The 24,588-nt window shown below is 65.9% G+C and carries 20 protein-coding genes; 11 read left to right on the top strand and 9 right to left on the bottom strand.

Annotation, left to right across the window (positions count from 1 at the left end; genetic code table 11):
- Positions 1 to 9 precede the first annotated feature (9 nt).
- Together XH79_RS40245 and XH79_RS40240 are read left to right on the top strand one after the other, a co-directional pair.
- Positions 10 to 987 carry a hydroxyacid dehydrogenase gene (locus XH79_RS40245; RefSeq protein ID WP_271585287.1) on the top strand — a complete coding sequence of 326 codons (978 nt, stop codon included), beginning with the start codon at positions 10 to 12 and terminating at the stop codon, positions 985 to 987.
- A gap of 85 nt (positions 988 to 1,072) precedes the next feature.
- Positions 1,073 to 1,198, top strand: a complete 126-nt coding sequence (locus XH79_RS40240; RefSeq protein ID WP_271585286.1) for a hypothetical protein — start codon at positions 1,073 to 1,075, stop codon at positions 1,196 to 1,198.
- A gap of 3 nt (positions 1,199 to 1,201) precedes the next feature.
- Here XH79_RS40240 and XH79_RS40235 read toward each other — a convergent pair whose 3' ends face one another.
- Positions 1,202 to 2,368, bottom strand: a complete 1,167-nt coding sequence (locus tag XH79_RS40235) for an ABC transporter substrate-binding protein (RefSeq protein WP_271585285.1) — start codon at positions 2,366 to 2,368, stop codon at positions 1,202 to 1,204.
- A gap of 287 nt (positions 2,369 to 2,655) precedes the next feature.
- Here XH79_RS40235 and XH79_RS40230 point away from each other — a divergent pair, with 287 nt between their 5' ends.
- The 3 genes from XH79_RS40230 (at position 2,656) to XH79_RS40220 (ending at position 9,211) form a co-directional block, all read left to right on the top strand.
- Positions 2,656 to 5,085, top strand: a complete 2,430-nt coding sequence (locus tag XH79_RS40230) for a bifunctional diguanylate cyclase/phosphodiesterase (protein ID WP_271585661.1) — start codon at positions 2,656 to 2,658, stop codon at positions 5,083 to 5,085.
- Between the two features lie 88 nt (positions 5,086 to 5,173).
- Positions 5,174 to 6,469 (top strand): MFS transporter, encoded by a 1,296-nt coding sequence (locus XH79_RS40225; RefSeq protein WP_271585284.1) that lies wholly within the window; start codon positions 5,174 to 5,176, stop codon positions 6,467 to 6,469.
- 156 nt (positions 6,470 to 6,625) lie between these two features.
- Positions 6,626 to 9,211 (top strand): EAL domain-containing protein, encoded by a 2,586-nt coding sequence (locus XH79_RS40220; RefSeq protein ID WP_271585283.1) that lies wholly within the window; start codon positions 6,626 to 6,628, stop codon positions 9,209 to 9,211.
- Positions 9,212 to 9,278: 67 nt separating this feature from the next.
- Here XH79_RS40220 and XH79_RS40215 read toward each other — a convergent pair whose 3' ends face one another.
- From XH79_RS40215 to XH79_RS40195, 5 genes are all read right to left on the bottom strand, one after another.
- Positions 9,279 to 9,704: a hypothetical protein gene (locus XH79_RS40215; protein WP_271585282.1), complete on the bottom strand. Its 426-nt coding sequence runs from the start codon at positions 9,702 to 9,704 to the stop codon at positions 9,279 to 9,281.
- Positions 9,705 to 10,020: 316 nt separating this feature from the next.
- On the bottom strand, positions 10,021 to 10,656 hold the full coding sequence (locus XH79_RS40210; RefSeq protein WP_271585281.1) for a response regulator transcription factor: 636 nt from the start codon (positions 10,654 to 10,656) through the stop codon (positions 10,021 to 10,023).
- Positions 10,657 to 10,998: 342 nt separating this feature from the next.
- Positions 10,999 to 12,954 (bottom strand): peptidoglycan-binding protein, encoded by a 1,956-nt coding sequence (locus XH79_RS40205; protein ID WP_271585280.1) that lies wholly within the window; start codon positions 12,952 to 12,954, stop codon positions 10,999 to 11,001.
- A 47-nt stretch (positions 12,955 to 13,001) separates the two neighbouring features.
- Positions 13,002 to 13,415 carry a hypothetical protein gene (locus tag XH79_RS40200; RefSeq protein WP_271585279.1) on the bottom strand — a complete coding sequence of 138 codons (414 nt, stop codon included), beginning with the start codon at positions 13,413 to 13,415 and terminating at the stop codon, positions 13,002 to 13,004.
- Positions 13,416 to 13,673: 258 nt separating this feature from the next.
- Complete coding sequence (locus XH79_RS40195) at positions 13,674 to 14,285, bottom strand: TetR/AcrR family transcriptional regulator (RefSeq protein WP_271585278.1); 612 nt, start codon at positions 14,283 to 14,285, stop codon at positions 13,674 to 13,676.
- A 126-nt stretch (positions 14,286 to 14,411) separates the two neighbouring features.
- Here XH79_RS40195 and XH79_RS40190 point away from each other — a divergent pair, with 126 nt between their 5' ends.
- The 4 genes from XH79_RS40190 (at position 14,412) to XH79_RS40175 (ending at position 21,065) form a co-directional block, all read left to right on the top strand.
- Positions 14,412 to 15,644 (top strand): cytochrome P450, encoded by a 1,233-nt coding sequence (locus tag XH79_RS40190; RefSeq protein WP_271585277.1) that lies wholly within the window; start codon positions 14,412 to 14,414, stop codon positions 15,642 to 15,644.
- Between the two features lie 154 nt (positions 15,645 to 15,798).
- The gene (locus XH79_RS40185; protein WP_271585276.1) at positions 15,799 to 19,431 is read left to right on the top strand and encodes an AsmA family protein; all 3,633 of its coding nucleotides are present in this window, start codon (positions 15,799 to 15,801) and stop codon (positions 19,429 to 19,431) included.
- 228 nt (positions 19,432 to 19,659) lie between these two features.
- Complete coding sequence (locus XH79_RS40180; protein WP_271585275.1) at positions 19,660 to 20,784, top strand: DUF2336 domain-containing protein; 1,125 nt, start codon at positions 19,660 to 19,662, stop codon at positions 20,782 to 20,784.
- A 41-nt stretch (positions 20,785 to 20,825) separates the two neighbouring features.
- A complete protein-coding gene (locus tag XH79_RS40175; protein ID WP_271585274.1) occupies positions 20,826 to 21,065 on the top strand; it encodes a hypothetical protein in 240 nt (79 codons plus the stop codon).
- A gap of 39 nt (positions 21,066 to 21,104) precedes the next feature.
- Here XH79_RS40175 and XH79_RS40170 read toward each other — a convergent pair whose 3' ends face one another.
- Positions 21,105 to 22,121, bottom strand: a complete 1,017-nt coding sequence (locus tag XH79_RS40170) for a zinc-dependent alcohol dehydrogenase family protein (RefSeq protein WP_271585273.1) — start codon at positions 22,119 to 22,121, stop codon at positions 21,105 to 21,107.
- A gap of 26 nt (positions 22,122 to 22,147) precedes the next feature.
- Positions 22,148 to 22,621: a cyclophilin-like fold protein gene (locus XH79_RS40165; protein ID WP_271585272.1), complete on the bottom strand. Its 474-nt coding sequence runs from the start codon at positions 22,619 to 22,621 to the stop codon at positions 22,148 to 22,150.
- A 150-nt stretch (positions 22,622 to 22,771) separates the two neighbouring features.
- On the opposite strand from XH79_RS40165, the gene XH79_RS40160 reads away from it, so the two are divergent.
- Together XH79_RS40160 and XH79_RS40155 are read left to right on the top strand one after the other, a co-directional pair.
- On the top strand, positions 22,772 to 23,668 hold the full coding sequence (locus XH79_RS40160; RefSeq protein WP_271585271.1) for a LysR family transcriptional regulator: 897 nt from the start codon (positions 22,772 to 22,774) through the stop codon (positions 23,666 to 23,668).
- Positions 23,669 to 23,866: 198 nt separating this feature from the next.
- Positions 23,867 to 24,094 carry a hypothetical protein gene (locus tag XH79_RS40155; RefSeq protein WP_271585270.1) on the top strand — a complete coding sequence of 76 codons (228 nt, stop codon included), beginning with the start codon at positions 23,867 to 23,869 and terminating at the stop codon, positions 24,092 to 24,094.
- Between the two features lie 148 nt (positions 24,095 to 24,242).
- Here the strand turns inward: XH79_RS40155 and XH79_RS40150 are convergent, their stop codons facing one another.
- Positions 24,243 to 24,476: a hypothetical protein gene (locus XH79_RS40150; RefSeq protein ID WP_212339585.1), complete on the bottom strand. Its 234-nt coding sequence runs from the start codon at positions 24,474 to 24,476 to the stop codon at positions 24,243 to 24,245.
- Positions 24,477 to 24,588 lie beyond the last annotated feature (112 nt).

The following is a 24,588-nucleotide window of genomic DNA, read 5'->3' as shown; positions in this document are numbered from 1 at the left end:
AGTGAAGTCGTGAAGGTCCTGCTCGCGCACACGCCCGAGATGCGGCGCAACTACTACGGCGATCGCAGCCTGAACGGCCTGCGCGCGGCCGCCGAGGTGATCCTGCACGAGAGCGACGAAACGCTGGACGCCGCCGGCCTCGTGCGTGCCGCCAAGGATGCCGACATCATCGTCGCCGATCGCATGACCGAAGGGCGCGGCGAGATCTTCGCGCAATTGCCGCGCCTGCGGGCCTTCGTTCGCTGCGCCGTCGATATCCGCAACGTCAACGTGGATGCGGCTTCACAAGCCGGCGTGCTCGTGACCCGCGCAGGCCCCGGCTTCGTGCAGGCGGTCGCCGAGCTCGCACTCGGCTTCATGGTCGATCTCTCCCGCGGCGTGTCGCGGACGACGGCGGACTACCAGGCCGGCCGCAAGCCCGAGGCGCGGATGGGCCGCCAGCTCGCCGGCAGCAGGATCGGCATCATCGGCTATGGCAGCATCGGGCGCTACCTCGCCGAGGTCGCAAAGGTGTTGCGCATGGAGGTGCTGGTCTCCGATCCCTTCGCGACCATCACCGATGCTGCGAACCGGCAGGTCAGCCTCGACGAGCTCCTCGCCGCATCGGACTATGTCGTGTGCCTCGCCATCGCCAACGAGCAGACCGAGAACCTGATCGGGGAGGCCGCGCTGGCGCGGATGCAGAGGCATGCCGTCTTCATCAATCTCTCCCGCGGCAATCTCGTCGACGAGGCTGCGCTCGCACGCGCGCTGCGCGAGAACCGCATCGCCGGCGCGGCGATGGATGTCGGCCGCGCGCCCGACCAGATGCCGGCGCCGGAGCTCGCAAAGCTGCCGAACGTCATCGCGACCCCGCATGTCGGCGGATTGACGCCGCAGGCGATCGAATACCAGTCGCTGGAAACCGTGCGGCAGGTGGAAGCGATCGTGAAGGGCGAGGTGCCGCCGGGCGCCGTCAACGCCGAGCGCTGGACGCGGCGGCCGTGAACTCCCTGCCTTGAACCTCGTCCGGGCCCGCGACGTCAAAGTTCCGTGCCTGTCGTGAGATGGTTCATTGAGCAGGGTTGAGCAGATGAAGTTTCTGATCACTGCGGTATGCGCGGTCCTGATCGGCGTGTTCCTGAGCGCCTGCCTCACATCTGATCCCGACAACAAGCCGCCTTACGGCCAGGCCAACGGCAGGAAATCTGATCGTTAGGTCCTACAGCCGGTCCACCGCGCTGAACGTTCCGTCCTTCTGGATCACCGTCAAAAACACCTTCGGCGGCGTTTCGATCGCGCGCATGCCGACGGTGACGATGCTACCGCTGATGTCGAAGCGGCCGACCTCGTTGATGGCGCGTAGCAGGCTCGCGCGCGTCGGTTGCGGTCCGGCCTTCTCCAGCGCCGCGGCGGTGAGGCGGCCGGAGAGATAGCCTTCCAGTGATACGAAGTCCGGCGTCAGCGCCGGGTCGAACGCCTTCAGCGCCGCCTGGTAGTCGGCGACGAGCCTGAGCGAACGATCCCAGGGAAACGGCACCACCTGCGAGACGATGACGCCTTCGCCGTCGGGGCCGAGCTCCTTGGCGAGCGCATTGGCGCCGACGAAGGAGATGTTGACGAAGGTCGGATAGGCGCCGCTGCGGTGCGCCAGCTTGATGAACTCGGCGCAGGGACCATAGGTCCCGACCATGACGATGGCTTCGGGCTCGGCGCGCCTGATCATGCGCCAGGCCGCGCCGACCGCGCGGGTGTTGCGCTCGAAGGTGCCTTCGGCGGCGAGCTCGAGGCCGCGCTTGGCGAGCGCGCGCTTCACGCCGAGGAGACCGTCACGGCCGAATGAATCGTCCTGGTAAAAGATGCCAATGCGGGTGAACTTACGATCCTCGGTGAGATGCGCGACCCAGGCCTCGGCCTCCGCGCCGTAGCTCGCGCGGATGTTGACGACATTGGGAAGCTCGAGGTCGCGCAGGAACTCGGCGCCGCTGAATGGGCCGATGAAGGGGATGTTCCGGGCGCTGGTGATCGGGATCGTCGCCATCGCGGTCGGCGTGCCCACAGCGCCGATCAGCGCGAACACCTTGTCGTCCTCGATCAGCCGCAGCGTCTGCGCGACCGAGCGATCGGGATCGTAGCCGTCGTCACGGCTGATGAGCTGGAGCCTGCGGCCGTAGACGCCGCCCCTCTCGTTGATCTCGGTGAATGCCGCGACGATGCCTTGCCGCATGCGCTGTCCGAGCGCGGAGGAGGGACCCTCGAGCGCGGCCGCCTGGCCGAACAGGATCGCATCGTCGCTGACGCCGACCTCGCCGCCTTTCGCCGGCAGCAGGCTTGCTGCCAGCAAGACGATGGTCAAGGCGAGGCGTGTCGCGGAGCGCGATCGGGTCATGGGGAGGGGTGCCGGATGCAGGATGAGCGTATTGGAATGATAGTTCTGCAGGCTGAACAGCTCGCTAACCGGCGTCGCAACGCCGAACCGTAAGACTCCGGGTAAAAGCGGCAAGTTATTTCCAGTCTGCAGCGACTTGCAGGGCAGTCGTTAACTAAAGCGCGCAATGCGGGACGCCCTGGTTCCGAAATTGTGCAGTTCTTAACCCCGATCCTTGTCCGATAGAAGTTCCGGTGGCTCAACCACAAGTTCGTGCCGCCGCGCCGAAGGGGGACGTGCGGATCAGGATGGGCGGTCGCGATCAGAACGATCAGGATCGGAAGCGGAAGACCGGATGGTGGCGTGCCGCGCCGCTGCTCGGGCTCTATCGCCCTGCGCTGGTCGCTGTCGCCGTCGGGCTTCTGTTCTCGGTCGTGGGCGCCGCCGCCGTTGCGCGATGGGAGAACCGCGTCAACAAAATCGAGTTCGAGAACGCAGCCGAAACCGAAGCGATCGTCATGCAGAACGGCATGGGCGAGTACATCTCCAGGCTGGTCGCGCTGCGCACGCTGTTCGAATCGACCAACGAGGAAATCAGCCGCAGCGAATTCGAGACCTTCAGCGCGCGCCTGTTCGAGCGCCATCCCGGCATGTTGCGCATCGCCTGGCTGCCGCGCGTGAACCGCAAGGAGCGCGCCGAATACGAGGCCGCCGCGATCACCGACGGCGTGTCCGGCTACCGCATCAAGGTGCCTCAGGGCGATGCCTTCGCGGCCGCGCCGCAGAGCGACGAATATTTCCCGGTGTTCTACTCGACGCAGCCGAAGACGTCGCAGGTCTACGGCATGGATTACGCGAGCATCCCGGAACGCCTCGCGGTGCTGGAGCGTGCCCGCGACAACGATCGGGTGGCGGCCGTCCGTACCCGTCTCTACGAGCCCAAGGAAGGCGGCCGGCTGCCCGACGTCCTCGTCGCCATTCCCGTCTACGCCAAGGGAACGTCGCGCGAGACGGTCGCGGACCGGCGCCGCAATCTGGCCGGCTTCGTGGTCGGCGTCTTCGATCTGCCGCTGCTGATCCAGTCCATTCGCGTGACCACCGGCGCAAGCCCCGCGGTCAGCGTGAACGTCTATCCGCCCTTCACCGGCCAGATCGTCAGCCTCGAGGACATGCTGCCGGACTTTTCGTCCGCCGCCACCGTGCCGCAGTCGATGCGGGACGTCGCGCGGGTTCTGCACTGGTCGGGCGGTCTCAAGATCGGCGATACCGACTGGCAGGTGCGCGCCATGCCGACGGCCGGCGGCGCGCTGGAGACGGCATATGATCGCGCGGTCGCGGTCATCATCGTCGGCTTGCTGCTCACGCTGTCGCTGTCGACCTATCTCTTGCTCGCCAGCCGCAATTCGCGGCGGCTGTCGCTGGCGAACCGGCGGGTGCTCGAGCTCGCCCAGACCGACATTCTGACCGGCCTGCCGAACCGCGCCTTCTTCCTCGCCCGGCTCGACGAGCTCAACCGCCGGCTCGACGATAGCGGCGCGGCCTTCTCGATCCTGATGCTCGATCTCGACCGCTTCAAGAACGTCAACGACTCACTCGGTCACGGCGCCGGCGACGTGCTGCTGCGTCAGGTGGCGCAGCGGCTGAAATCCGCGCTGCGCGCCACCGACGTGCTGGCGCGGCTCGGCGGCGACGAGTTCGCCATCATCCAGGAGTCTTGCGAGGATCAGCGCGCCTGCTCCACGGAGCTCGCGGCACGGATCGCCAAGCTCGTGGCGCAGCCGTTCCTGCTGCCCGGCCATCGCGTCGAGATCGGCACCAGCATCGGCATTGCGATCGCGCCGGATCACGGCAGCGACCAGGAGCAGCTCTTGAAGAAGGCCGACCTTGCGCTCTACCGCTCGAAATCGGCCGGCCGCAACTGCTTCACCGTCTACGACGAGGCGATGTCGGCCGAGCTCGAGGCACGCAACACGCTGGAAGGGGATTTGCGCGACGCGATCGCGCGCTGCCAGCTCGAGGTGCACTACCAGCCGTTCGTCGATGCCACGAGCGGCGCGCGGTGTGGCTTCGAGGCGCTGGTGCGCTGGCGGCATCCGAGCCGCGGATTGATTCCGCCGGACCAGTTCATTCCGCTCGCCGAGGAGACCGGGTTGATCGTTCCGCTCGGCGAATTCGTGCTGCGGCGCGCCTGCGCGGATGCGGCCGGCTGGCCCTCCGACCTCATGGTCGCCGTGAATCTCTCGCCGATCCAGTTCAAGGAAGCCGAGCTGTTCGAGATGATCTGTGCGGCGCTGGCGGATTCCGGCCTGTCGCCCGATCGGCTGGAGATCGAGATCACCGAATCCGTGCTGCTGGAGCGCGGCGTCGAGAACCACGCCTTCATGGAGCGGCTGAAGGGCATCGGCATCGAGCTCGCGCTCGACGATTTCGGCACCGGCTATTCCTCGCTCAGCTATCTCACCGCGTTCCCGTTCGACAAGATCAAGATCGACAAGTCGTTCATCCGCAACCTCACGCACCAGCCGCGCTCTTCCGCCATCATCTCCTCGATCGTGACGCTGGCGCGCGGGCTGGACATGTCGGTCACCGCCGAGGGCGTCGAGACGGCCGAGGAGTTCGAGCGGCTGAGGGCGCTCGGCGTCAATTTTGCCCAGGGCTATCTGTTCGGGCGTCCGCAGCCGGTCGACGAGATCGAGCTGGGTGCGACCATTGAATCCTCCCAGCTCGACGCCGCCTGAGCTCACCGCCCGACGGGCATGCGCCGAAATCGCTTGACCCGGGCCGCCTCGGATGGTCGGTAGCACCATCTAGGGATGAAATAGAAAAATGCGGCTTCCGTTCTTCTACGGCTGGGTCGTGGTCGCCGTGACCTTCGTCACCATGGCCATCGGCGTCAACGCGCGCACCGCCTTCTCATTGTTCTTTCCGCCGATCATTTCCGAATTCGGCTGGGAGCGCGGCATCACCGCGGGCGCCTTCTCCTTCGGCTTCGTGGCCTCGGGTGTCGCAAGCCCGCTGATCGGCCGTCTGATGGATCGTGCCGGTCCACGTGCGGTGATGGAGCTCGGCGTGGTGCTGATGGGCGGCGGGCTGCTGCTGGCACCGCTCACCAGCCAGCCCTGGCATCTCTATCTCACCATCGGCGTCATGGTCGGCGCCGGCAGCGTCTGTCTCGGCTATTCCGGCCAGTCATTGTTCCTGCCGAACTGGTTCATCCGCAAGCGCGGCTTTGCCATCGGCATCGCCTTTGCCGGCGTCGGCATCGGCTCGGTGACGCTGCTGCCATGGGTGCAGCACATGATCGAGCAGACCGGCTGGCGCACCGCCTGCACCGCGATGGGCCTGCTCGTCCTGATCGCGCTGGCGCCGATCAACCTGCTGCTGCACAAGCGCCCCGAGGATATCGGCCTGCAGCCGGACGGCGATGCGGCGCATGCCGCAGGCGCGGCGAAGCCGGTCTCCAACATCGTCGATCCGGTCTGGGTCAACACCGACTGGACGCTGAAGCGTGCCGTCCGGACCGCGCGGTTCTGGTGGATCGCAATCGGCTATTTCTCCGGCCTGTACATCTGGTACGCGGTGCAGGTGCATCAGACCAAATTCCTGCTCGATATCGGCTTCAGCCCCGGTGTCGCGGTGTGGGCGCTCGGCATCGTCAGCCTGCTCGGCATTCCCGGCCAGATCGCGCTCGGTCATATCTCGGATCGCATCGGGCGTGAGTGGGTCTGGGCGATCAGCTGCGCAGGCTTTGCGATCTGTTTCGCGGCGCTGATCGCGCTCAAGTTCCAGCCGTCGCTCTGGCTGGTCTACGTCATGGTGTTCACGCAAGGCGCGCTCGGCTACGGCCTCACCTCGATCATGGGCGCGGTGGTGTTCGAGATTTTCCAGGGCCGGCACCAGGGCAGCATCTTCGGCACCATCATGCTCGCCGCACTGGCGGGCGGTGCGGCAGGTCCCTGGCTCACGGGCCTGCTCTATGATCGCACCGGCGACTACACGCTCGCCTTCGCCATTGCGATGGTCGTGAGCGGCTTGTCGGCGCTGTCGGTGTGGCGGGCCTCGCCGGGCAAGGTGCGCGCCGTAGCCGGGCGGCTGCACAAGCTCAAACCGGCATCCGAATAGGTTCCGGACGCATCAATATACCTCTGCCGTCTTCGCCGAACGTTAAGCATGCCGCGTCTTGGCGCGGTGCGGCGGAATTGCAAAAACGTCTTGGACACCATCGGAGCGTTAACCTCTCGCCGATTGCCGCATTTCCCGATGCCGCCGGTTCAGACGATGTCCGCCTCCGATCGCCTTGTCACAGAAACTCCGGACGTGCTGCGCGCCGCGCTCGAACGCGCCGACGACGGCATCGTCATCGTCGACGAAGCGCGTCGCATCACCCATTTCAACCCCGCCGCGGAGCGGATCTGGAAGCTTGCCGCCACCGAGGTGCTCGGCCGCGATGCCGCCGTTCTCAGCCTCAGATGTCTTGAAGCCGGTGCGACCGCCGACGTCCGCGAGGAGATCAGCCTCGTGCGGCGCGACGGCAGCCGTATCAAGGCGCAGGTCGCGATCTCGTCGGCGACGGTCGACGGCGCGCCCCATCGCATCGTGTTCGCGCGCGACGTCACCCTCGATGCCGAACGCCGCGTCAGGATCGGGCTGCTCCACGCGGTCTCCGACCAGACCAACCGCGCGGTGATCATCACCGATGTCGAGCAGAACATCGTCTACGTCAATTCCGCGTTCACGGCGCTGTTCGGCTATACCAGCGAGGAGGCCGAGGGGCGCCGCGCGGGCGAGTTGATCGCCGGTCGCCACACCGATCGCAGGGCCGTCGTGAATCTCGTCAGGCGCCTGATGACTGGCGGCCACCGCGGCGAGGTCGAGGTGCTCGTCTACGACAAGGACGGCGAGGAGATCTGGGTCTGCGCCCGCATCGATGTGTTCCGCGACAGGAAGGGCCGGGTCAAGCATATCTTCGCGCTGATCGAGGACATCACCGAGACCAAGCAGCTGCGCTCGCTCCAGCAACTGATCATGGGCGCGCTCGCCGACGAGGTTCCGATCACCGACATCGCCGACAGGCTGTGCCGCCGGGTCGAGGAGATCGCGCCCGACGTGGTCTGCTCGCTGCTTCACGTCGATGCCGCCGGATTGGTCCATCCGCTCGGCGGCCCGAGCCTGCCGGAGGATTATTCCCGCGCGCTGGATGGCGTCGCGATCGGCCCCAATGTCGGCTCCTGCGGAACCGCGGCCTTCTACGGCGTGCCGGTCCTGGCCGAGGATATCGACACCGACCCGCGCTGGCAGCCTTACAAGGCCATGCCGCTCGCGGTCGGCCTGCGCGCCTGCTGGTCGACACCGATCAAGGCCAAGGACGGCCGCGTCATCGCGACCTTCGCCTTTTACTATTGCGAGCCGCGTGCGCCGAGCAACTGGCATCGCCGCATCGTCGAGGCCTGCGTCGACCTCGGCGCCTTCGCGATCGAGCGCAAGGAAGCGCGCGCCGAGATCGCGCGGCTCGCCTATCACGACATCCTCACCGGCCTGCCCAACCGCGCGCAGCTGCGGCACCTGATCACGACGGCGATCGATGCCTGCCCGACCGGCAGCCATGTCGCGCTGGCCTTCCTCGACGTCGATCATTTCAAGGACGTCAACGACACGCTCGGCCACGCCGCCGGCGACGAGCTCTTGATCCAGCTTGCGCAGCGCCTGCGCGAGCATATCGGTCCTGAGGACATGCTGGGACGGCTCGGCGGCGACGAGTTCGTCATCCTGCTGCCGCAGCGCAACGCCGAGGCCGCCGAGCGCATCGCGGCCGGGATCACCGAAGCGCTGGCCGCGCCCTTGAGGCTCGGATCGAAGCTGATGCCGATGTCGGCCAGCATCGGCATCAGCCTCTATCCCGATCACGCGACCGACATCGACACGCTGATGCAGCAGGCCGACGCCGCCATGTACATGGCCAAGCAGGCCGGCCGCTCCACCCATCGCCTGTTCAGCGCCGAGATGAACGGGCTCACCGAGCAGCGTCTGGCACTGATCGCCGCACTGCGCCGCGCCATCGCGGACGGCGCGCTCAGCCTCAGCTACCAGCCGCAGATCCGCAGCTGCGACGGCGCCGTCCACGGCGTGGAGGCACTGGCACGCTGGCACGATGCCGAGCTCGGCGACATCTCGCCGGCAAAATTCATCCCGCTCGCCGAGGAATGCGGCCTGATCGAGCAGATCGGCCTGTGGTCGGTGCGCGAGGCCTGCCGGCAGATGGCGAGCTGGCGCCGTGCCGGGCTCAATATCCCCAGCGTCTCCGTGAACCTGTCGCCGATCAACTTCCGCAACGTCACGCTGGCCGCGCGGCTCAAGGACATCCTCGCCGAATACGACCTGCCGCCGGATGCCCTGATGCTCGAGATCACCGAGGGCGTGTTCATGCAGGACAGCGTCGCCGCGCTCGAGACCATGAACGCAATCCGCGAGCTCGGTGTCGGGCTCTCGGTGGACGATTTCGGCACCGGCTATTCCAGCCTCAGCCGTCTCGCCCATCTGCCGATCCGCGAGCTCAAGATCGACCGCAGTTTCATGCGCGACATCGAGCGTGACGCGGGCGCCCTTGCAATCGCCACCGCCGTGGTGCGCGTCGGCCAGGGCCTCGGCATGACCGTCGTCGCCGAGGGCGTCGAGACCGAGGGCCAGCGCAGGACGCTGGCCGAGCTCGGCTGCGACGTCGTGCAAGGCTTCCTCTACGCCCCCGCACTCGCCCCCGTCGCCTTCGAGCGCTGGCTGATCGAGCACTGCGCCGAGCAGGCGAGGGCGATGCTGGGGCGGCTGGATGTTGCGACGGTGGAACGCGAGCCCGTGAAGCGGTCGGCGTAGGCCGTGTACCTATCAACCCGGCGGATGACGACGTCAGCTTGGGATCTGCGCCCTTTGTTGGCCCCATCTATCGTTTGCGTGATGACTGTTCGCCATTGAAGTAGAAGACTTTGGTTGTGATATAGAGCATCGAAACCAAAGTGCACTCTAGAAGAAGCAATGTCGTAACGAACAGCGCAGGCTCTTCAGAGGGAATGATCGTTCTGGTCCATCCGAGCTTGCTCGACCCAATCGTCAATTGTCCTGACAGGTAGAGTTGCAAGGGTCCGGCAATCGCGGCTGCCACAAGCCCCGCTGTCGCGAGCAACCTGCTCCATATCGGAAAATCTTCCAACAATCGTCTGGTCTGCTCGGCCTTGATTTTTTGCCTTTCGGCATCGCTCATAAGTAAGAATTGGCCGTCAATGATGCCGAGGTAGACGAGCCATCGCTTCCATCTCGGTAATGCCGCAAAGCATTGAGCCTTGGTCTCTTCGGGTTCGGGATCAGTCATAGCAATCGTCGAATGGGAATCGAGATCAAGCCAATCTCGGAAGATATTCCCTAAGATCTAAGAGCACCTGAGCGCGAAGCAGCAAAAGTCGGGTTATCGCGTAGCGATAGCTTAACCCCTTACTTCCGCTTTGGGTTATTTTCGAGGGTTTCAGCAGATATTGTCGGCCGGCTGATGTCCGCTTCTACCTCGTAAGCGTCCAACCGGGCTCTCCGCGGAATGGTGGCCTGTTCCTCTCCAGCAAGCGGGAGAGGAGAACATGTCCGCGGCAATCGAACCTAAAGCCACTCCGCGCTGGCAGCGGCCGCGCGTCACCTTATACGGTCGCGCCCGGCTCGTCCTTTGCGCCGAGCACGCCGAGCCGCTCGGCGATCCTGACCAGTTCGACCACCGATTGGACCTGAAGCTTGTCCATGATCGCGCTCCGATGCGCCTTGATGGTCCGCTCGGTGCTGCCGAGCTCGCGCGCGGCATGCTTGCTCGTCTTGCCCTGGACGATGATCTCGAAGACCTGCCGCTGGCGCGGGGTGAGCGTCGAAAGCCGGCGCCGAAGTGCTTCCAGCTCGCCGTCGAGTTCGCGCGCGTCGCGATGCCGCGCGATCGCGCGTGCGATGGCTCGTAAGAGATCATCCGAGCTGACAGGCTTGATGAAGAAGTCATCCGCCCCTGCCTTGATCGCCTTCACGGTGATGCCGACGTCGGGATAAGCGCTCAGGAAGATGATGGGCAGTGTCGAGCCGCGCTCGGTCAAGCGGTTCTGCAACTCGAGCCCACTCATGCCCGGCATCCTGACATCCAGCAGAATGCAGCCCTTGATCTGGTCGAGCCGCTGTTCCAGCAATTGCTGCGCCGATGCATAGGTGGCGACGCGGTATCCGCTTGCCTCTAGAACTTGTTGGATGGCCGATAGGTACGATGCGTCGTCATCCACGACATGGACGATGCCGGGCAATGAATTCTCCTGAACGAAAAGTAGCTGCTTTGCTTGCTTTTCTTGCTGTTGGTGCAGCGCCTTCTCGTCCGGTCATTGCCGGATCACGTCGCTCTTGAGTGGCAGTTACGTCCTGCAATCGCGAGGTGCAAATTAAATTTGCTACAGCATGCGGCACCGGACGTTGGGTGTGTCCTTTTGATCGCAAATGCGCGCGGACGCGAGATAGGGCCGAATGAGGGCGCGTCGTCATTTCAACATGGCACCGTCCCGCTTGCTGCAGGTCATCGCCTTGAATGCTGCTGGCCGTAGCGAAAGAGCCCCGCCGGGGAGGCGGGGCTCGGAAGCGTGTGGTCAGCCGCTCTACTTCTGGCTCGGCTGACTGGACGTCGAAGGCGGCGGCGCACTGTTCTGGTTGGTCTGTTCGGTCTGCGTGTTCTGGTTGGTACTGGGCTGACTGGTGGACGGAGTGCTGCTTTGTGCCGGAGCCTGGCCGGTGGTCTGGCCCGACGGCGGTTGCGTGGTGGCCTGACCCGAGGCGGCCGGTTGGTTCTGCTGAGCCTGGCCGGTTGTGGACGGCTGGTTCTGCGGAGCCTGGCCGGTGGTCTGGCCCGACGGCGGTTGCGTGGTGGCCTGACCCGAGGCGGCTGGTTGGTTCTGCTGAGTCTGGCCGGTTGTGGACGGCTGGTTCTGCGGAGCCTGACCGGTGGTCTGGTTCTGCTGCGCCGGCGCGTTGCTCTGGCCGGTGTTTTGGCCGGTCGTGTTTTGCGGCATCGACTGGTTGTTGCCGCCCTGGCCGACTGTGGTCGACTGGCCCTGCGTGGCGCTGATCTGGTTGGACACGCCGAGCGCAGCGACAGTGCGGGTGTCGATCGAGCCGGTGGCCTGGAAGCCTTCCTGTCTCTGGAAGGTCATCAATGCCCTGCGTGTACCCGGCCCGAGGACGCCGTCGGCTTCGCCGGACAGCATGCGGCGTTCGATCAAGACCCGCTGAACAACGCGGATCTCGTCGGGGCTGAGATTCAGCGCAGCGATGCTGCCGCCACCACCGCTCGGGCCACCGCTCCGGGCATAGCGCGTCCGCGGCCCAGCGGGAATGACGTCGACGATCCTGCGGCTGCGGTCGGTGACGATGATCTCGTCGTCGACGACGAAGAAGCTGTCGTCGCGGTAGTCAGGATAGACATCGATCAGCGCGGGATAAGCCGCGACCGAGACCACGGAGATGTTCCGCGGCACGACCACGCCGGCATTGACCCGGAAGTTGATGGCATTGGTGTTGACGCGCACGCGGTCCACATTGCGTGAGTTCAGCACCGACTGCTGCAGCTGCGTCTGCTGCTGCGCATTCACCTGCACGCGGCCGGACATGCTCTGGGTGGCCGCGCCCTGGGTCTGAGCCTGAGCGTTGGCCTGACCTTGCGCGTTGGTCCCTGTCGCAGTGCCCTGACTCTGCTGGGTACTCTGGTTTTGGACGTTACCCTGGGCACTGCCGCCAGTGTTCGCGCCGGTCGTCGTCGTGCGCGGATCCTGTGCGTTCTTGTCTTGTGCGTTCCTGTCTTGGGCGTTCCGGTCTTGGGCGGTGCTCTTGGTGTTCGCGCCGGTGGTCGTCGTGCTCTGACCCTGCGCGTTCTTGCCCTGGGCATTCTTGCCCTGTGCATTCCTATCCTGGGCATTGTCCCTGGTATTGGCGCCCGTCGTGGTACTCTTGTTCTGTTCGGTGCCCTGCGACTGATATGTATGGTCGCGGTCGTTGCGGCTCTGTCCGACCGTCTGCTTGCCGCTCTTGTCGCTCTCGGACTTGGATTGACGCGCCTGGTCCCTGTCGCCACGGCTCTGGCCGACCGTCTGGTCCTTGCCTTGCTTGCTTTGCTCCGATTGCGATTGGCGCGCGCCGTCGCGGCCCTGACCGATGGTCTGCTTGTCGTCCTTGTCCGCGGCCCGGCTGCTGTCGTGCGCTGCAGAGGAACCTTCGGCCCGACCGCCCGCGCGGCCCTGCGTCATCCCTTCGCTGCGTGAGGCACCGGCGGCGCCCTGCGACGTCGCACCGGATCGTCCGCGTTCCGCAGCACCTCCGCTGGCTCCGCCACCGGTGCTCATGCCGCTTCCGCCGGCACCTTCACGTTCACGCATGCCTTGCGCCGATGCCAGACTGACGCCGGCGAGAAGGACTGCCGTGGTCAGCAAAAACTTGTTCTTTCCCGTGTTCATCTGAGACTCCTTGTTGATCTGCTCGCTGCAATTGCTCAGGTTCCGTGGCGACGCGACCGCGCGTTGAACGTCGCGGTCGAAGCCGGACGGCATCGACCTGATCATCATTCTTGAGGGCTCAGCGTTCCGTGCTGGGCCTGTCTTGGCGCTTCACATCACCAGTGATGGTGCCAACGATGGTGATAGAAGTGCCGACGCGGGAACGGTCCGCCGTAATAGGCGTAGGCCGGACGCACGACGCGGCGATAGCCGTACCCGTAATAGGCCGGGGCATAACCAGTGCTGTAGTAGGTCGTGGTGTAGCCGCCCCAGGGATATGGTTCGTAGCCGCCGTAATACGCCGGCGCGTAGCCGCCGCCGTAATAGCCGTAACCCGGGCCATAGTAGCCGTAACCCGGCCCATACGCGTAAGCGGAAGAGGCCACGCCGCCGATCACGGCGCCTGCGATCAATCCACCTGCCAGCGCCGGACCGAAGCCGCCACGCCAGCGGGCTTCCGCGGGCGTTGGTGCTGTCACCGCGCTCACGCCGAGCGTACCGACGGTTGCCAGAACTAGCGCGGTCTTCATGTGCGGTCCTCCTCGATGCCGTTGTGATGCGGTGCCAACATCAACGACGGGCAAAAGTTGCAAGCGCGCAATCAGGAGAGGCAAAGAGTCATGAAGATAAATGCGCGTTCATCTCGACGGTCTCGCGTCTCCTGATGGCGGTCGCCTCAGGACTGATCGCGACGGTTGAAGGGATCGGCCAGCTGTTCCGCGGACGTTTGTTGATCGCGTCGCGCTGTTTGTTCCCGGCTGCGGCGGTTTGGCACATGCGTAGCCGCCCTAGTCCGACGCCAGTCCCGTCCTTCGCCGCAGATCCGTGATGGCGCGTAAGAAGCTGTCGGCTGGCGTCGTTTCCGGATCGATCAGCCGGTGCAGGCGAAAGCCGTCTTCGAGCGCCAGCACGACCGAGGCCATCCAGGGCGGATTCACCGTGTCGTTCTTGCCGTTGCCCTTCAATGTCGCCTCGACGATGTCGGCGACGAGCTTGCGCCGCGCCCGCAGGCGTTTGGCAAGTTCGGGCCGACGCTTCTCGGCGCGCGCGACGTAGAGGATCATCTCCATGTGGAGGAGGGGCGCGCGGCCGAGCGGATCCTGCTTGCTGCGGTCCATCGACTTCAGTGCCGCGATGAAATCGTCGAGATTGTCGTGCTGGGCGAGGATGTCCATGTTGCGGCGGATCGATTGCTCGACATGGTCCTCGAGCATGGCGATGATCAGCTCGTCCTTGCTCTTGAAGTTGGAATAGAACGCGCCGCGGGTGAAGCCCGCGGCGGCCGCGATCGCCTCGATGCTGGCGCCGCCGATGCCGTCCTCCTCGAACACGCGCGCGGCCGCCTCGAACAGTCTGTCGCGCGTATCGTTCCTGGTCGGCCTGGTTCTCACCCTTGACATCGGCGCAGCTTAGGGCAGAATGCAACTCGATACAACAGTGTATCGAGTTGATAAATAAGAGGGATGGTTACGCCGGGCAGGGGCTGCCTTGCGTATGCGTGTCATCGGCAACCGATTGAGGTCACCATGAACGAGCAAGTGCAACCCGCAGGCGGAGATCCGCTGTTCAATCCGCTGTCGCCGGACTTCATCCGCGATCCCTATCCGCATTACGACCGGCTGCGCGCGATCGACCCGATCCATGTGACGCCGTTCGGTCAGTTCGTCGCCAGCCGCCACGCCGACGTCAGCCTCGTGATGCGCGACAAGCGCTTCGGCAAGGATTTCGTCGAGCGATCCAAGCGCCGTTACAGCGAAAAGATCATGGACGAGCCGGTGTTCCGCAGCATGAGCCACTGGATGCTGCAGTCTGATCCCCCGGATCACACCCGCCTGCGCGGCCTCGTCGTAAAAGCCTTCACCGCGCGCCGGGTCGAGGACATGCGGCCGCGCATCCAGGAGATGGTCGACCAGGCGATCGATGCCGTGATCGCGCGCGGTCACATGGATCTGATCGAGGATTTCGCCTTCCGCCTGCCCGTCACCATCATCTGCGACATGCTCGGCATCCCCGAGGACCATCGCGAGGTGTTCTACAAGAGCTCGCGCGACGGCGGCCGGCTGCTCGACCCCGTGCCGCTCTCGAAGGAGGAGATCGCCAAGGGCAACGCCGGCAACATGATGGCGCAGATGTACTTCCAGCAGCTGTTCGAGCTGCGCCGCAAAAATCCCGGCGACGACCTCATCACGCAGCTGGTGCAGGCCGAGGAGGACGGCAACAAGCTCACCAATGAGGAGCTGACCGCCAACATCATCCTCTTGTTCGGCGCCGGTCACGAGACCACCGTCAATCTGATCGGCAATGGCCTGCTGGCGCTGCACCGCAATCCGGACCAGCTCGCGCTGCTCAAGGCGCGGCCGGAGCTGATGGTGGGCGCGATCGAGGAATTTTTGCGCTACGATTCCTCGGTGCAGATGACCGGGCGTGTCGCGCTGGAGGACATCGAGGATCTCGGCGGCAGGCAGATCCCCAAGGGCGAGACCGTGCTCTGCCTGCTCGGCTCGGCCAACCGCGATCCCGCCGTTTACCCCGATCGCCCCGATCGGCTCGACGTCACCAGGCAGAACGTGAAGCCGCTGTCCTTCGGCGGCGGCATCCATTTCTGCCTCGGGGCCCAGCTGGCGCGCATCGAGGCTGAGATCGCCATCGCGACGCTGCTCCGGCGGCTGCCCGATTTGCGCATCGACGACGTCGAGAACCCGAAATGGCGGCCGACCTTCGTGCTGCGCGGCCTGACGCAGCTCCCGGCCAGCTGGTGAGGCTGCAGCGTTAACCTCCGCGCGCAACAGTCGCTGTGACTTCGCCACACTTCCCTCTATATAAGGGGCTGTTCCGGCGCGCCTGAAGCCTCAAGGCCAAGGTTTGCAGGGGTCAAGGTTTGGCCCGGGTGCCGGTTTGGCCGAGGGGAGACCCGTGCAGACGACGCTGCTCGGATTGGCGATTGCCTTCATCTTAGCGCTTCTGGCGGCGCTGATCGGGCCTTACTTCATCGACTGGAACCAGTTCAGGCCCCAGTTCGAGGCGGAGGCCGGCCGGATCATCGGCGTGCCGGTGCGGGTGGCGGGCGAGCTGGACGCGCGGCTCCTGCCGGCGCCGACCTTGCGGCTGCGCTCGGTGACATTCGGCGGCAACAACGATCTCGGCCGGCTGCGCGCCGACAAGCTCGACGTCGAGTTCAGCCTGGGCTCCCTCATGCGCGGCGAATGGCGTGCCACCGAGCTGACGGTGGGCGGCATGGCGGTCGATCTCGGCCTCGATGCGCGCGGGCGGGTCGACCTGCCGTCCACCGCGAACGGCAGCTTCAACCTCGCCTCGCTCGCCATCGAGCGGGTGAACCTCACCGGGCGCATCGCCTTGCACGATGCCGCCAGCCGTTCGACGCTGGAGCTGACCGACATCGCGTTCTCCGGCGATGTCCGCTCGCTCGCCGGCTCGGTGCGCGGCGACGGCAGTTTCAAGGTGTCGGGCACGCGCTATCCGTTCCGGATCTCTTCCGGCCCGAGCGCTGACGGCAGCGCCACGCGTCTGCATCTCAACGTCGATCCCGGCGAGCGCGCGACCCTGGCCGATCTCGAAGGCGTGCTCGCTTTCGACAACCGCCAGCCGAAATTCGACGGCGCGCTGACGCTCGGTGTGCCCGCGGCGAAGAAGCCGGGCGAGGCGGGGCCGACGCCGTGGAAGCTCACGGCAAAGCTCAAGGCCGACCCGGCCGGCGCCAAGCTCGACCAGATCGATGCCAACATTGGCACTGATGACAACGCGTTGAAAGTTGGCGGCGTCGGCGACCTCAGGTTCGGTACATCGCCGCTGCTGCGCGCGGTGCTGTCGGCCCGTCAGATCGATGCCGACAGGCTGGCGGCCAGGAACGATTCCGAGCCGCTGCGCATCCTGCCGGCGTTGCGCGCGGGCCTTGCCGCGATCCCGCAGGCGCCGATCCCGGCGCAGATCGAGTTCAACTCCGACCAGATCATGCTCGGTGGCCGCCCGCTCCAGAACATCGCGGCGGAGCTTGCGACCGACGGTCGGTCCTGGACCTTCCGGCGGCTCGAGCTGCGCGCGCCCGGCACGACGCAGCTCTCGCTCAACGGCGCAACGCCAGGCGCGGACAGTTTCAGCGGCCGCCTCAACGTCGAGTCGTCCGATCCGGATACGCTGGTGGCCTGGCTGCTGGGCCGCAGCGAGATCAACCGCCGCAGCACGCGGCCGCTGCGCCTTGCCGGCGATGTGACCATCGCCGCCAACCATCTCGCCGTCGACAGGCTGAAGGCCGACATCGAAGGCGGCGCCGTCGAGGGACGGATTGCCTTCGTCCAGAACGGCGCGAGCAAGGGCTCGCGGATCGATGCCGAGCTGAAGGCCGACCGGCTCGATCTCGACGCCGCCGCGAGCTTTGTCCGCGCGCTCGCGGGGCCGCAAGGTGAATGGCCGGAGGAAGCCAAGCTGTCGCTCGATATCGGCCGCGCCATCTCCGCCGGCCAGGAGCTGCGGCCGTTCGCGGCCAAGCTCGGCTACTCGCCGGCGTCGCTGTCGTTGGAGCAGTTGCGGTTCGGCCAGACCAGCGGCGTGACCACGGAAGCGAGCGGCAGTTTCGACCGCACCAGGGCCACCGGCAAGCTCGCGCTGAAATCCTCCGCCGGTTCGCTGCACGAGCTCACCGCGCTGATCGAGCCGTTTGCGCCGTCGGTGCGCGCGCGCTTCGATGCCCTGCCGTCGCTGCCGGGTGTGACGCGCCTGAAGCTCGACGTCAGCCTCGACAAGAACGCCGAGCATGCCGATCGCAGCGACGCCCGCGCCGTGCTCGATCTCGACGCGCCGCAACTCAAGGCCAATGCGACACTGGCCGCGCAGACTCCGGTGGCGGACGTCAACGGCATCGATATCGACAAATTGCGGAGCAGCGACTTCACGCTGGACTCGAAGGTGTCGACTCCGCAGGCCGGCGCATTGCTGGGCCTGCTCGGGCTCGACCGCATGGTGGCCGCAGGCGAGGGCGCCTCGCAGTTCGAAGGCCGTTTGAGCGGCGCCTGGCGGCGACCGCTGCAATTGAACGCAAAGCTCAGCGGCGGCGGATTGGATGCGGATGCGCAAGGGACTGTCGAACTGTCGGAGCCCAAGGCCAGCGTCAATCTGCGCGTGCGCAACGTCAACCTCGCGCCGCTGTTCGGGACCGGCACGGCCGACAAGTCGGTGCAGGGTGTCAACCTGTCCTCGCGCCTCACGCTGTCAGGCAACCGCCTGACTTTCGACGATCTCGACAGCAGCGCGGCCGGCTCGCATCTGCGCGGGCGTCTCGCGGTCACGCTCGACCCGGAGAAGAGCGTCGACGGCGAGATCGGCCTCGATACGCTCGACCTCGCACCTGCGCTCGCAAAGGCGATCGGCGCGGCCGGACGCGATGCGGGCGAGCCGCTGAGTGCGGGGCTGCTCGGCGGCTGGCGCGGCCGCATCGCCTTCCAGGCGCTGCGCGGCACGATGCCCGGCGGCATCGAGCTGCGCCCGTTCGGCGGCATGATCCGCAGCGACGGCCAGTCGCTCGCGTTCGATGGCCTCAAGGGCGGTCTCGGCGGCGGCGAGGTGTCAGCGAGCTTCGACGCGCGCAATGGCGCGAACGGCCTCGCGCTGAACGCGCGCATCGAGCTCAGCAATGTCGATGCGACCGTGCTGCGCTATCGCGATCTCGCGCTGCCCAAGGGCCGTGCCTCGGTGCAGATGGCGCTGACCAGCCAGGGCCGCAGCGTCGCGGCGCTCACCGGCGCGCTCGCCGGCAACGGCACGGTGAAATTGGACTCCGCCGAGATCAGCGGCCTCAATCCGCGCGCCTTCGAGATCGCCATCCGCGCCAGTGACGGCGGCCAGGTCAGTGACGACAACCGGCTGCGGCAGCTGGTCGAGCCCGCGCTGTCGGCAGGCCCGATTGCGGTCGCCTCGGCGCAGATCCCGTTCACCATCCGCGACGGACGGCTGCGCGTCGGTGCGACGCCGCTGGAGGCCAAGAATGCCCGCGCCATCGTCTCCGGCGGCTACGACATTCCCGCCGACCAGGCCGACATCCGCGCCAGCCTGACGCCGATCATGACCGGGCTCTCCGGCGCGCCGCCGGAGATCCAGCTGTTCGCGGCAGGTCCGCCCGATCGCCTCAGCCGCACCGTCGACCTCGCGCCGTTGTCGTCATGGCTTGCGGTGCGCACGATCGACCGCGAGACGCGCCGGCTCGACGCGATCGAGCGCGGCGAGCCGCCGCCGGCCACCGCCGCGCTGCCGACGCTGGTCGCTCCGGATGCAGCGCCCGAGCCGGCGCCGGTCAATGTGCCGCTGCCAGGCCAGGATCCGCGCCGGGTGCCGCAGTCCAAGCCGAAGGCCGCGCCGATGCCGAAGGCGCCGCAGGCCGCGCCCGCCGCGCCAAGCCCGCCACTCACGAGCCCGCCGCTCGCAAGCCAGCAGGTCGCGCCCTTGCCGCCGCCGATCGAGGTGCGGCCGGCGCCGGGCCCCGCGCCCGCAAAGCCCAGGCCGAAACCGCCGCTGGTGCTGGTGCCGCAGAATCCGTAGTCAACGGTGCTCCCGCAGCGCTCGATGCTCACCGGGCGAGGCGTCGCAGCTTGCCCGGCGGTTAACCCATCCCCTTGCATTTGAATGAATTTTCGTCGGCAAAACTGATTTGCCAATTTTACCGAATTCTCGCGTTTCATCTCTAGCGTTGGTTCTCAGAGGAATTCGGCGTCGCGTCCGCACGGGCGGGACGGCTCGCCAAAGACGACCAAGAACTGGGGTATCGAGATGAACGGGGCGAAATCGCTTCTGCAGGATCTGGACGACGCGATCGCGCGCGGCACCGACGAAAGCCGGGCACGCGCGTTGTGGCATGCGACCGACATTCTGATCACCGGCCGCTACAGCGACGACGAGATCAGCATGTTTGGCGAGGTCATCGGCCGGCTCGCCGAAGAGATCGAGGTCGCCGCGCGGGCGCAGCTCTCGGAGCTGATGTCGGCGTGCGATCATGCTCCGCTCAACGTCATCGAGAAGCTCGCCCTGGACGACGAGATCGAGGTTGCCGGTCCCGTGCTGCGCGACTCCAATCGTATCGACGAGAAGATGCTGGTCGAGAGCGCCCTGACCAAGGGCCAGGCGCATCTGCTGGCGATCTCGCAGCGCCAGTCGATCGGCGAGGCCGTGACCGACGTGCTGGTCAAGCGCGGCAACCAGGAGGTCGTGACGTCGGTTGCCAAGAACGAGGGCGCGCGCTTCTCCGGCTCGGGCCTGCTGCACATGGTCCGCCGCGCCGAGGGCGATTCGATCCTCGCCGAGCAGCTTGGCCTCCGCAAGGACGTGCCGCGCCACATCTTCCAGCAGCTGATTGCGAAGGCGTCGGAAGACGTCCGCCGCCGTCTCGGGACCGAGCGCCCCGAGATGATGGCGCAGATCCAGAGCTCGGTGACCGAGGTCACCGGCGATCTGCAATCCAAGTTCGGTCCGTCTTCGCGCAGCTATTTCGTCGCCAAGCGCGTGGTCACGACGCAGTACCGCCAGGGCAACCTCAACCAGGACTCGATCGCGAGCTATGCGCGCCAGCACCGCTTCGACGAGGTGCAGATCGGCCTGTCGCTGCTGTCGGCGCTGCCGGTCGACGTGATCGAACGCGCGCTGATGGACCGCAACCGCGAGATGCTGCTGGTGCTGTGCAAGGCGCTCGACTTCTCCTGGGACACGACGATGTCGCTGCTGTTCCTCGGCGCCAAGGATCATCTGATCACCGCGCGCGACCTCCAGGACAATGAGCGCGAATACGGCCGGCTCAAGATCGAGACGTCGCGCAGCATCCTGAAATTCTACCAGTCGCGCAAGAACAGCGCGGGTGCCGATTCCGCCTCGGGCCGTCAGCCCGAGCTCCAGGTCCATTGAACAGGTCAACTGAGCGGGAATTCGAGAGGGGAGTATTTGAGATGTTGCCTCAATTCGGCACCGCAGTTCGCAAGAAGAGCCTCAACAAGGTCGCCGCAGACATCGGCGGCGGAGCACCGGACAAGGCCTCGGTGGACGCCGCCTGGCTCGTGCTCGAAGCCGCCAACGACCTCGGCGACCACGCCGCGATCGAGGCCTGCCGCCGGGTCATCGATGCCGAGCTGAACGGCACGGCGGCCCGCAGCTCGGACGTCGATCTCGTGCTGGGGTATTTCAGGTAAGCTGCTTTCCACGCCGTCATTGCGAGCGCAGCGAAATCCTCACAAGGTGATCAACGTCTTGATCGCGCGCCGCTCGTCCATGGCGCGGTATCCCTCGGCCACTTCCGACAGCGGCAGCTTCAGATCGAACACCTTGCCCGGCTTGATCCTGCCGGCGAGGACGCGCTCGATCAGGTCCGGCAGGAAGCGCCGGACCGGCGCCGGTCCGCCGAGCATGCGTCGCTGCGCGAAGAACATCGCCTCGCCTTCGAAGGTCACGCCGTGCGGCACGCCGACATAGCCGATCGACCCGCCGGGCCGTGAGCAGGCGATTGCCTGCGTCATCGATTGCTGCGTGCCGACGCACTCCAGGACGGAATCGGCACCGACGCCGCCGGTGAGGTCCTTGATGCGGGCAATACCCTCTTCGCCGCGCTCGGCCACGATATCGGTCGCCCCGAGCTCGGTGGCGAGCTTTTGCCGCGCAGCGTGACGGCTCATGGCGATGATCCGCCCGGCGCCCATTTCGCTCGCCGCCAGCACGCCCATCAACCCGACGGCGCCGTCACCGACCACGACGACGGTCGACCCTTCGCGGACATTGGCGGCGTCCGCGGCATACCAGCCGGTGCCGAGCACGTCGGAGGTCGCGAGCAGATGGGGAATGAGATCGGCCGATGGAAGCTCCGCGGTCGCCACCAGCGTGCCGTCGGCCAGCGGCACGCGCGCGTAGGGGGCTTGCGCGCCGGACATGAACTCGCGCTGCACGCAGGAGGAATGGAAGCCGAAGCGGCAATGCGGGCAGGTGTTGTCGGAGATGCAGAAGGAGCCGACGACGAACTGCCCGGGCCGCACCGTCTTCACCTCGCTGCCGACCTCCACGACCACGCCGCAATATTCGTGGCCCATATGCGCGGGGCCGTCGGTCGGCTGCAGGCCGCGATAGGGCCACAGGTCCGAGCCGCAGATGCAGGTCGCCGACAGCTTGATGATGGCGTCGGTCGGCTTGAGGATTTTGGGATCGTCGACCGCTTCGCAGCGAACGTCGCCGGGACCGTACATGAGCGTTGCCAGCATGGTCGTATCCTTTCGGGGTTTGATCGTCAGGAGAGAAGCTCGATCCGCAGCGGATATTGTCCGCGCGTGAGCAGGGGCTGAGCGCCACCGTCGAGACGGCCGAGACGGATCAGCCCGTTGGAGTAGCGGTAGTTGCCGTGGAAGAAGGCGAGATTGCCCCAGGGCGCGAAGTAGCAGAGATCGCCCGGCGCCTCGTCCGTGAACGGCCCGCTGCCGTTCTCGGTCAGCTTGCGCGGCAGATAGGCGATCTTCTCGTTGGTCGAATAATCCTCGATGGCGAGGTCGAGCGGCAAGAGAGCGGCGAGGTCCCGCGCCGACGGGTTGTCGAGAAGAGTTGCCGTAAAACTGTGGCGGTCGAAGACGCATCGTATCTGCATGTTTGCTGCTCCCGTCTGACCGGAGGCGTTCGTCGCGGTCAGGCCGGCGACGGAGCCGGGCACTGCGGCGATGGCCACGAGGCCGCCGACAATTGTGCGGCGCGTGGGGCAGTGTCTGGACATGATGCGTGCGCCTGTGGTCGGGACGGCGGCCAGGCTGCGGCCATCCGTGGCAGCTGAAATAGCGCTCCGCTCGCACCCCGATTAGATGGAATAGTCCGCTTGCATTAATCGACCTGCGGCATAAATGGATGGTTTCAGCGGCGGACAGCGATGGCCAGGCACGATTTCAACGACCTCTTGTGGTTTCTCACCGTCGCCAGGGAGCGCAGTTTCACCAAGGCGGCCGCCAAGCTCGGCATCGCCCAGTCGACCCTGAGCCACACCATCAAGCGTCTGGAAGACCAGATGGGCATTCGGCTCCTGACGCGCACGACCCGCAGCGTCGGTCTCACCGAAGCCGGTGAGCGCCTGCGGCAATCGATGGCGCCGCGCATCGCCGAGATCGAGGCCGACATCGCCGACCTCATGGCATTCCGCGACAAGCCCTCGGGGCGGATCCGGATGACGATTTCGGACCATGCGTTCCACAGCGTGGTGTGGCCGAAGCTCGAGCCGATCCTGAAGGATTACCCGGACATCAAGCTCGAGGTCAGCCTCGACAGTGGATTTCGCAACATCGTCGAAGAGGGGTTCGACGCCGGCGTCCGCCTCGGCGAGAGCGTCGAAAAGGACATGGTCGCGGTGCGGATCGGGCCGGACTGGCGGCTGGTGGCCGTGGGCTCACCCGGCTACTTCGCCGAGCACGGCGCGCCGACCCACCCTCATGAGCTCGTGCGGCACAATTGCATCAACCTCCGCATGGAACGGGCGGGCGGGCTGTATGCGTGGGAGTTCGCGAAAGGCAGCCAGGAGCTTCGCGTCCGCGTCGACGGACAATTGACGTTCAACAATTCCTACGCCCAGGCCGACGCGGCGCTGAAGGGATACGGCATCGCCTATGTGCCGGAGAACATCGCACGGCAGCACATCGCGGCGGGTGACCTCATGCTGGTGCTGGACGATTGGTCGCCGACGTTCGACGGTTACCACATCTACTATCCGAGCCGCCGCCAGAACGCGCCCGCCTTCAAGGTCATTGTCGATGCGCTGCGCCATCGCGGCGAGTAATGACAGGCTGCCGGCGGAGGACGAGACGCCTCGATTGCGCCCGCGTTTGGTTAGCTCGCCGGAGGAGTGAGAGCCGGCATTTCCGCAAGGCACCTCTTCGATCCCGAATGGACACGCGTCCATCTCGCGCAGTCGAAAGCATGCTATCGTACCACCTGGGATAGCGCTCGCTAATCCCTGGATTTGGGAGAGATAGTCATGAAGACCTTCGCGTTTCTCGTCGTCGGGCTCGCTGTCACAACCCTGTCGATGCCGGCAGCCAATGCTCAATACAAGTGCTCCTGGAGCGGCGGCACGATTTCCTCCGTCCCGTGTGCCAAGCGCTATGCCGTCAACTACGAAGCGTGCCGGAAATACGTTATAGAGCATGGCTCGACCTCGGCCGACGCCATGTGGTGGTGCACGAGCCAGGGTTACACGAAGTAGCGGCACAAGTAATTTGATAGGCCACGCAGGGCGATCTGATGCCAGCTAGGAGGCTGCCGTGCCTGGCGGCGTCTTCCGTGCGTCCAATGCAAAAAGCAAAAAGGCCCCGTCCGAGCGGGGCCTCCTTGTTCGATCGTACTGGCGCGCACTAATCGTCCCAATGATGATAACGACGGATCACGACGCCGCGGTCGTAGTCGCGGTCGTGGTGATACCAGCCACGATGCCAGCCGCGGTCATGCTGGTAGACCCGCGCGCGGGGGCCGTCATAATAGTCCCTGTCGCCGCCGACATAGACGCCGAAGCCGGCCGCATTGGCGATGGTGGGGGTACCGATTGCAAGCGTCGCTAGCGCTGCAAGAGCGTAAGTCAGCTTCTTCATCTGTTCCTCCTTGGTTTGCGTCCGTCGCGAGACAACGACCGCCACCATCGCCTGTTGCAGGAACGGGCAAGAAACTTTCTTGAACGGCTGTTCAGGTCCAGCGTCACCGCAA

Source organism: Bradyrhizobium sp. CCBAU 45389 (assembly GCF_028128625.1).
In the GTDB taxonomy this organism is placed as follows: Bacteria; Pseudomonadota; Alphaproteobacteria; order Rhizobiales; family Xanthobacteraceae; genus Bradyrhizobium; species Bradyrhizobium liaoningense_B.
The sequence above is the reverse complement of the archived record's forward strand: the minus strand, read 5'-3'. Positions and strand labels throughout refer to the sequence as shown.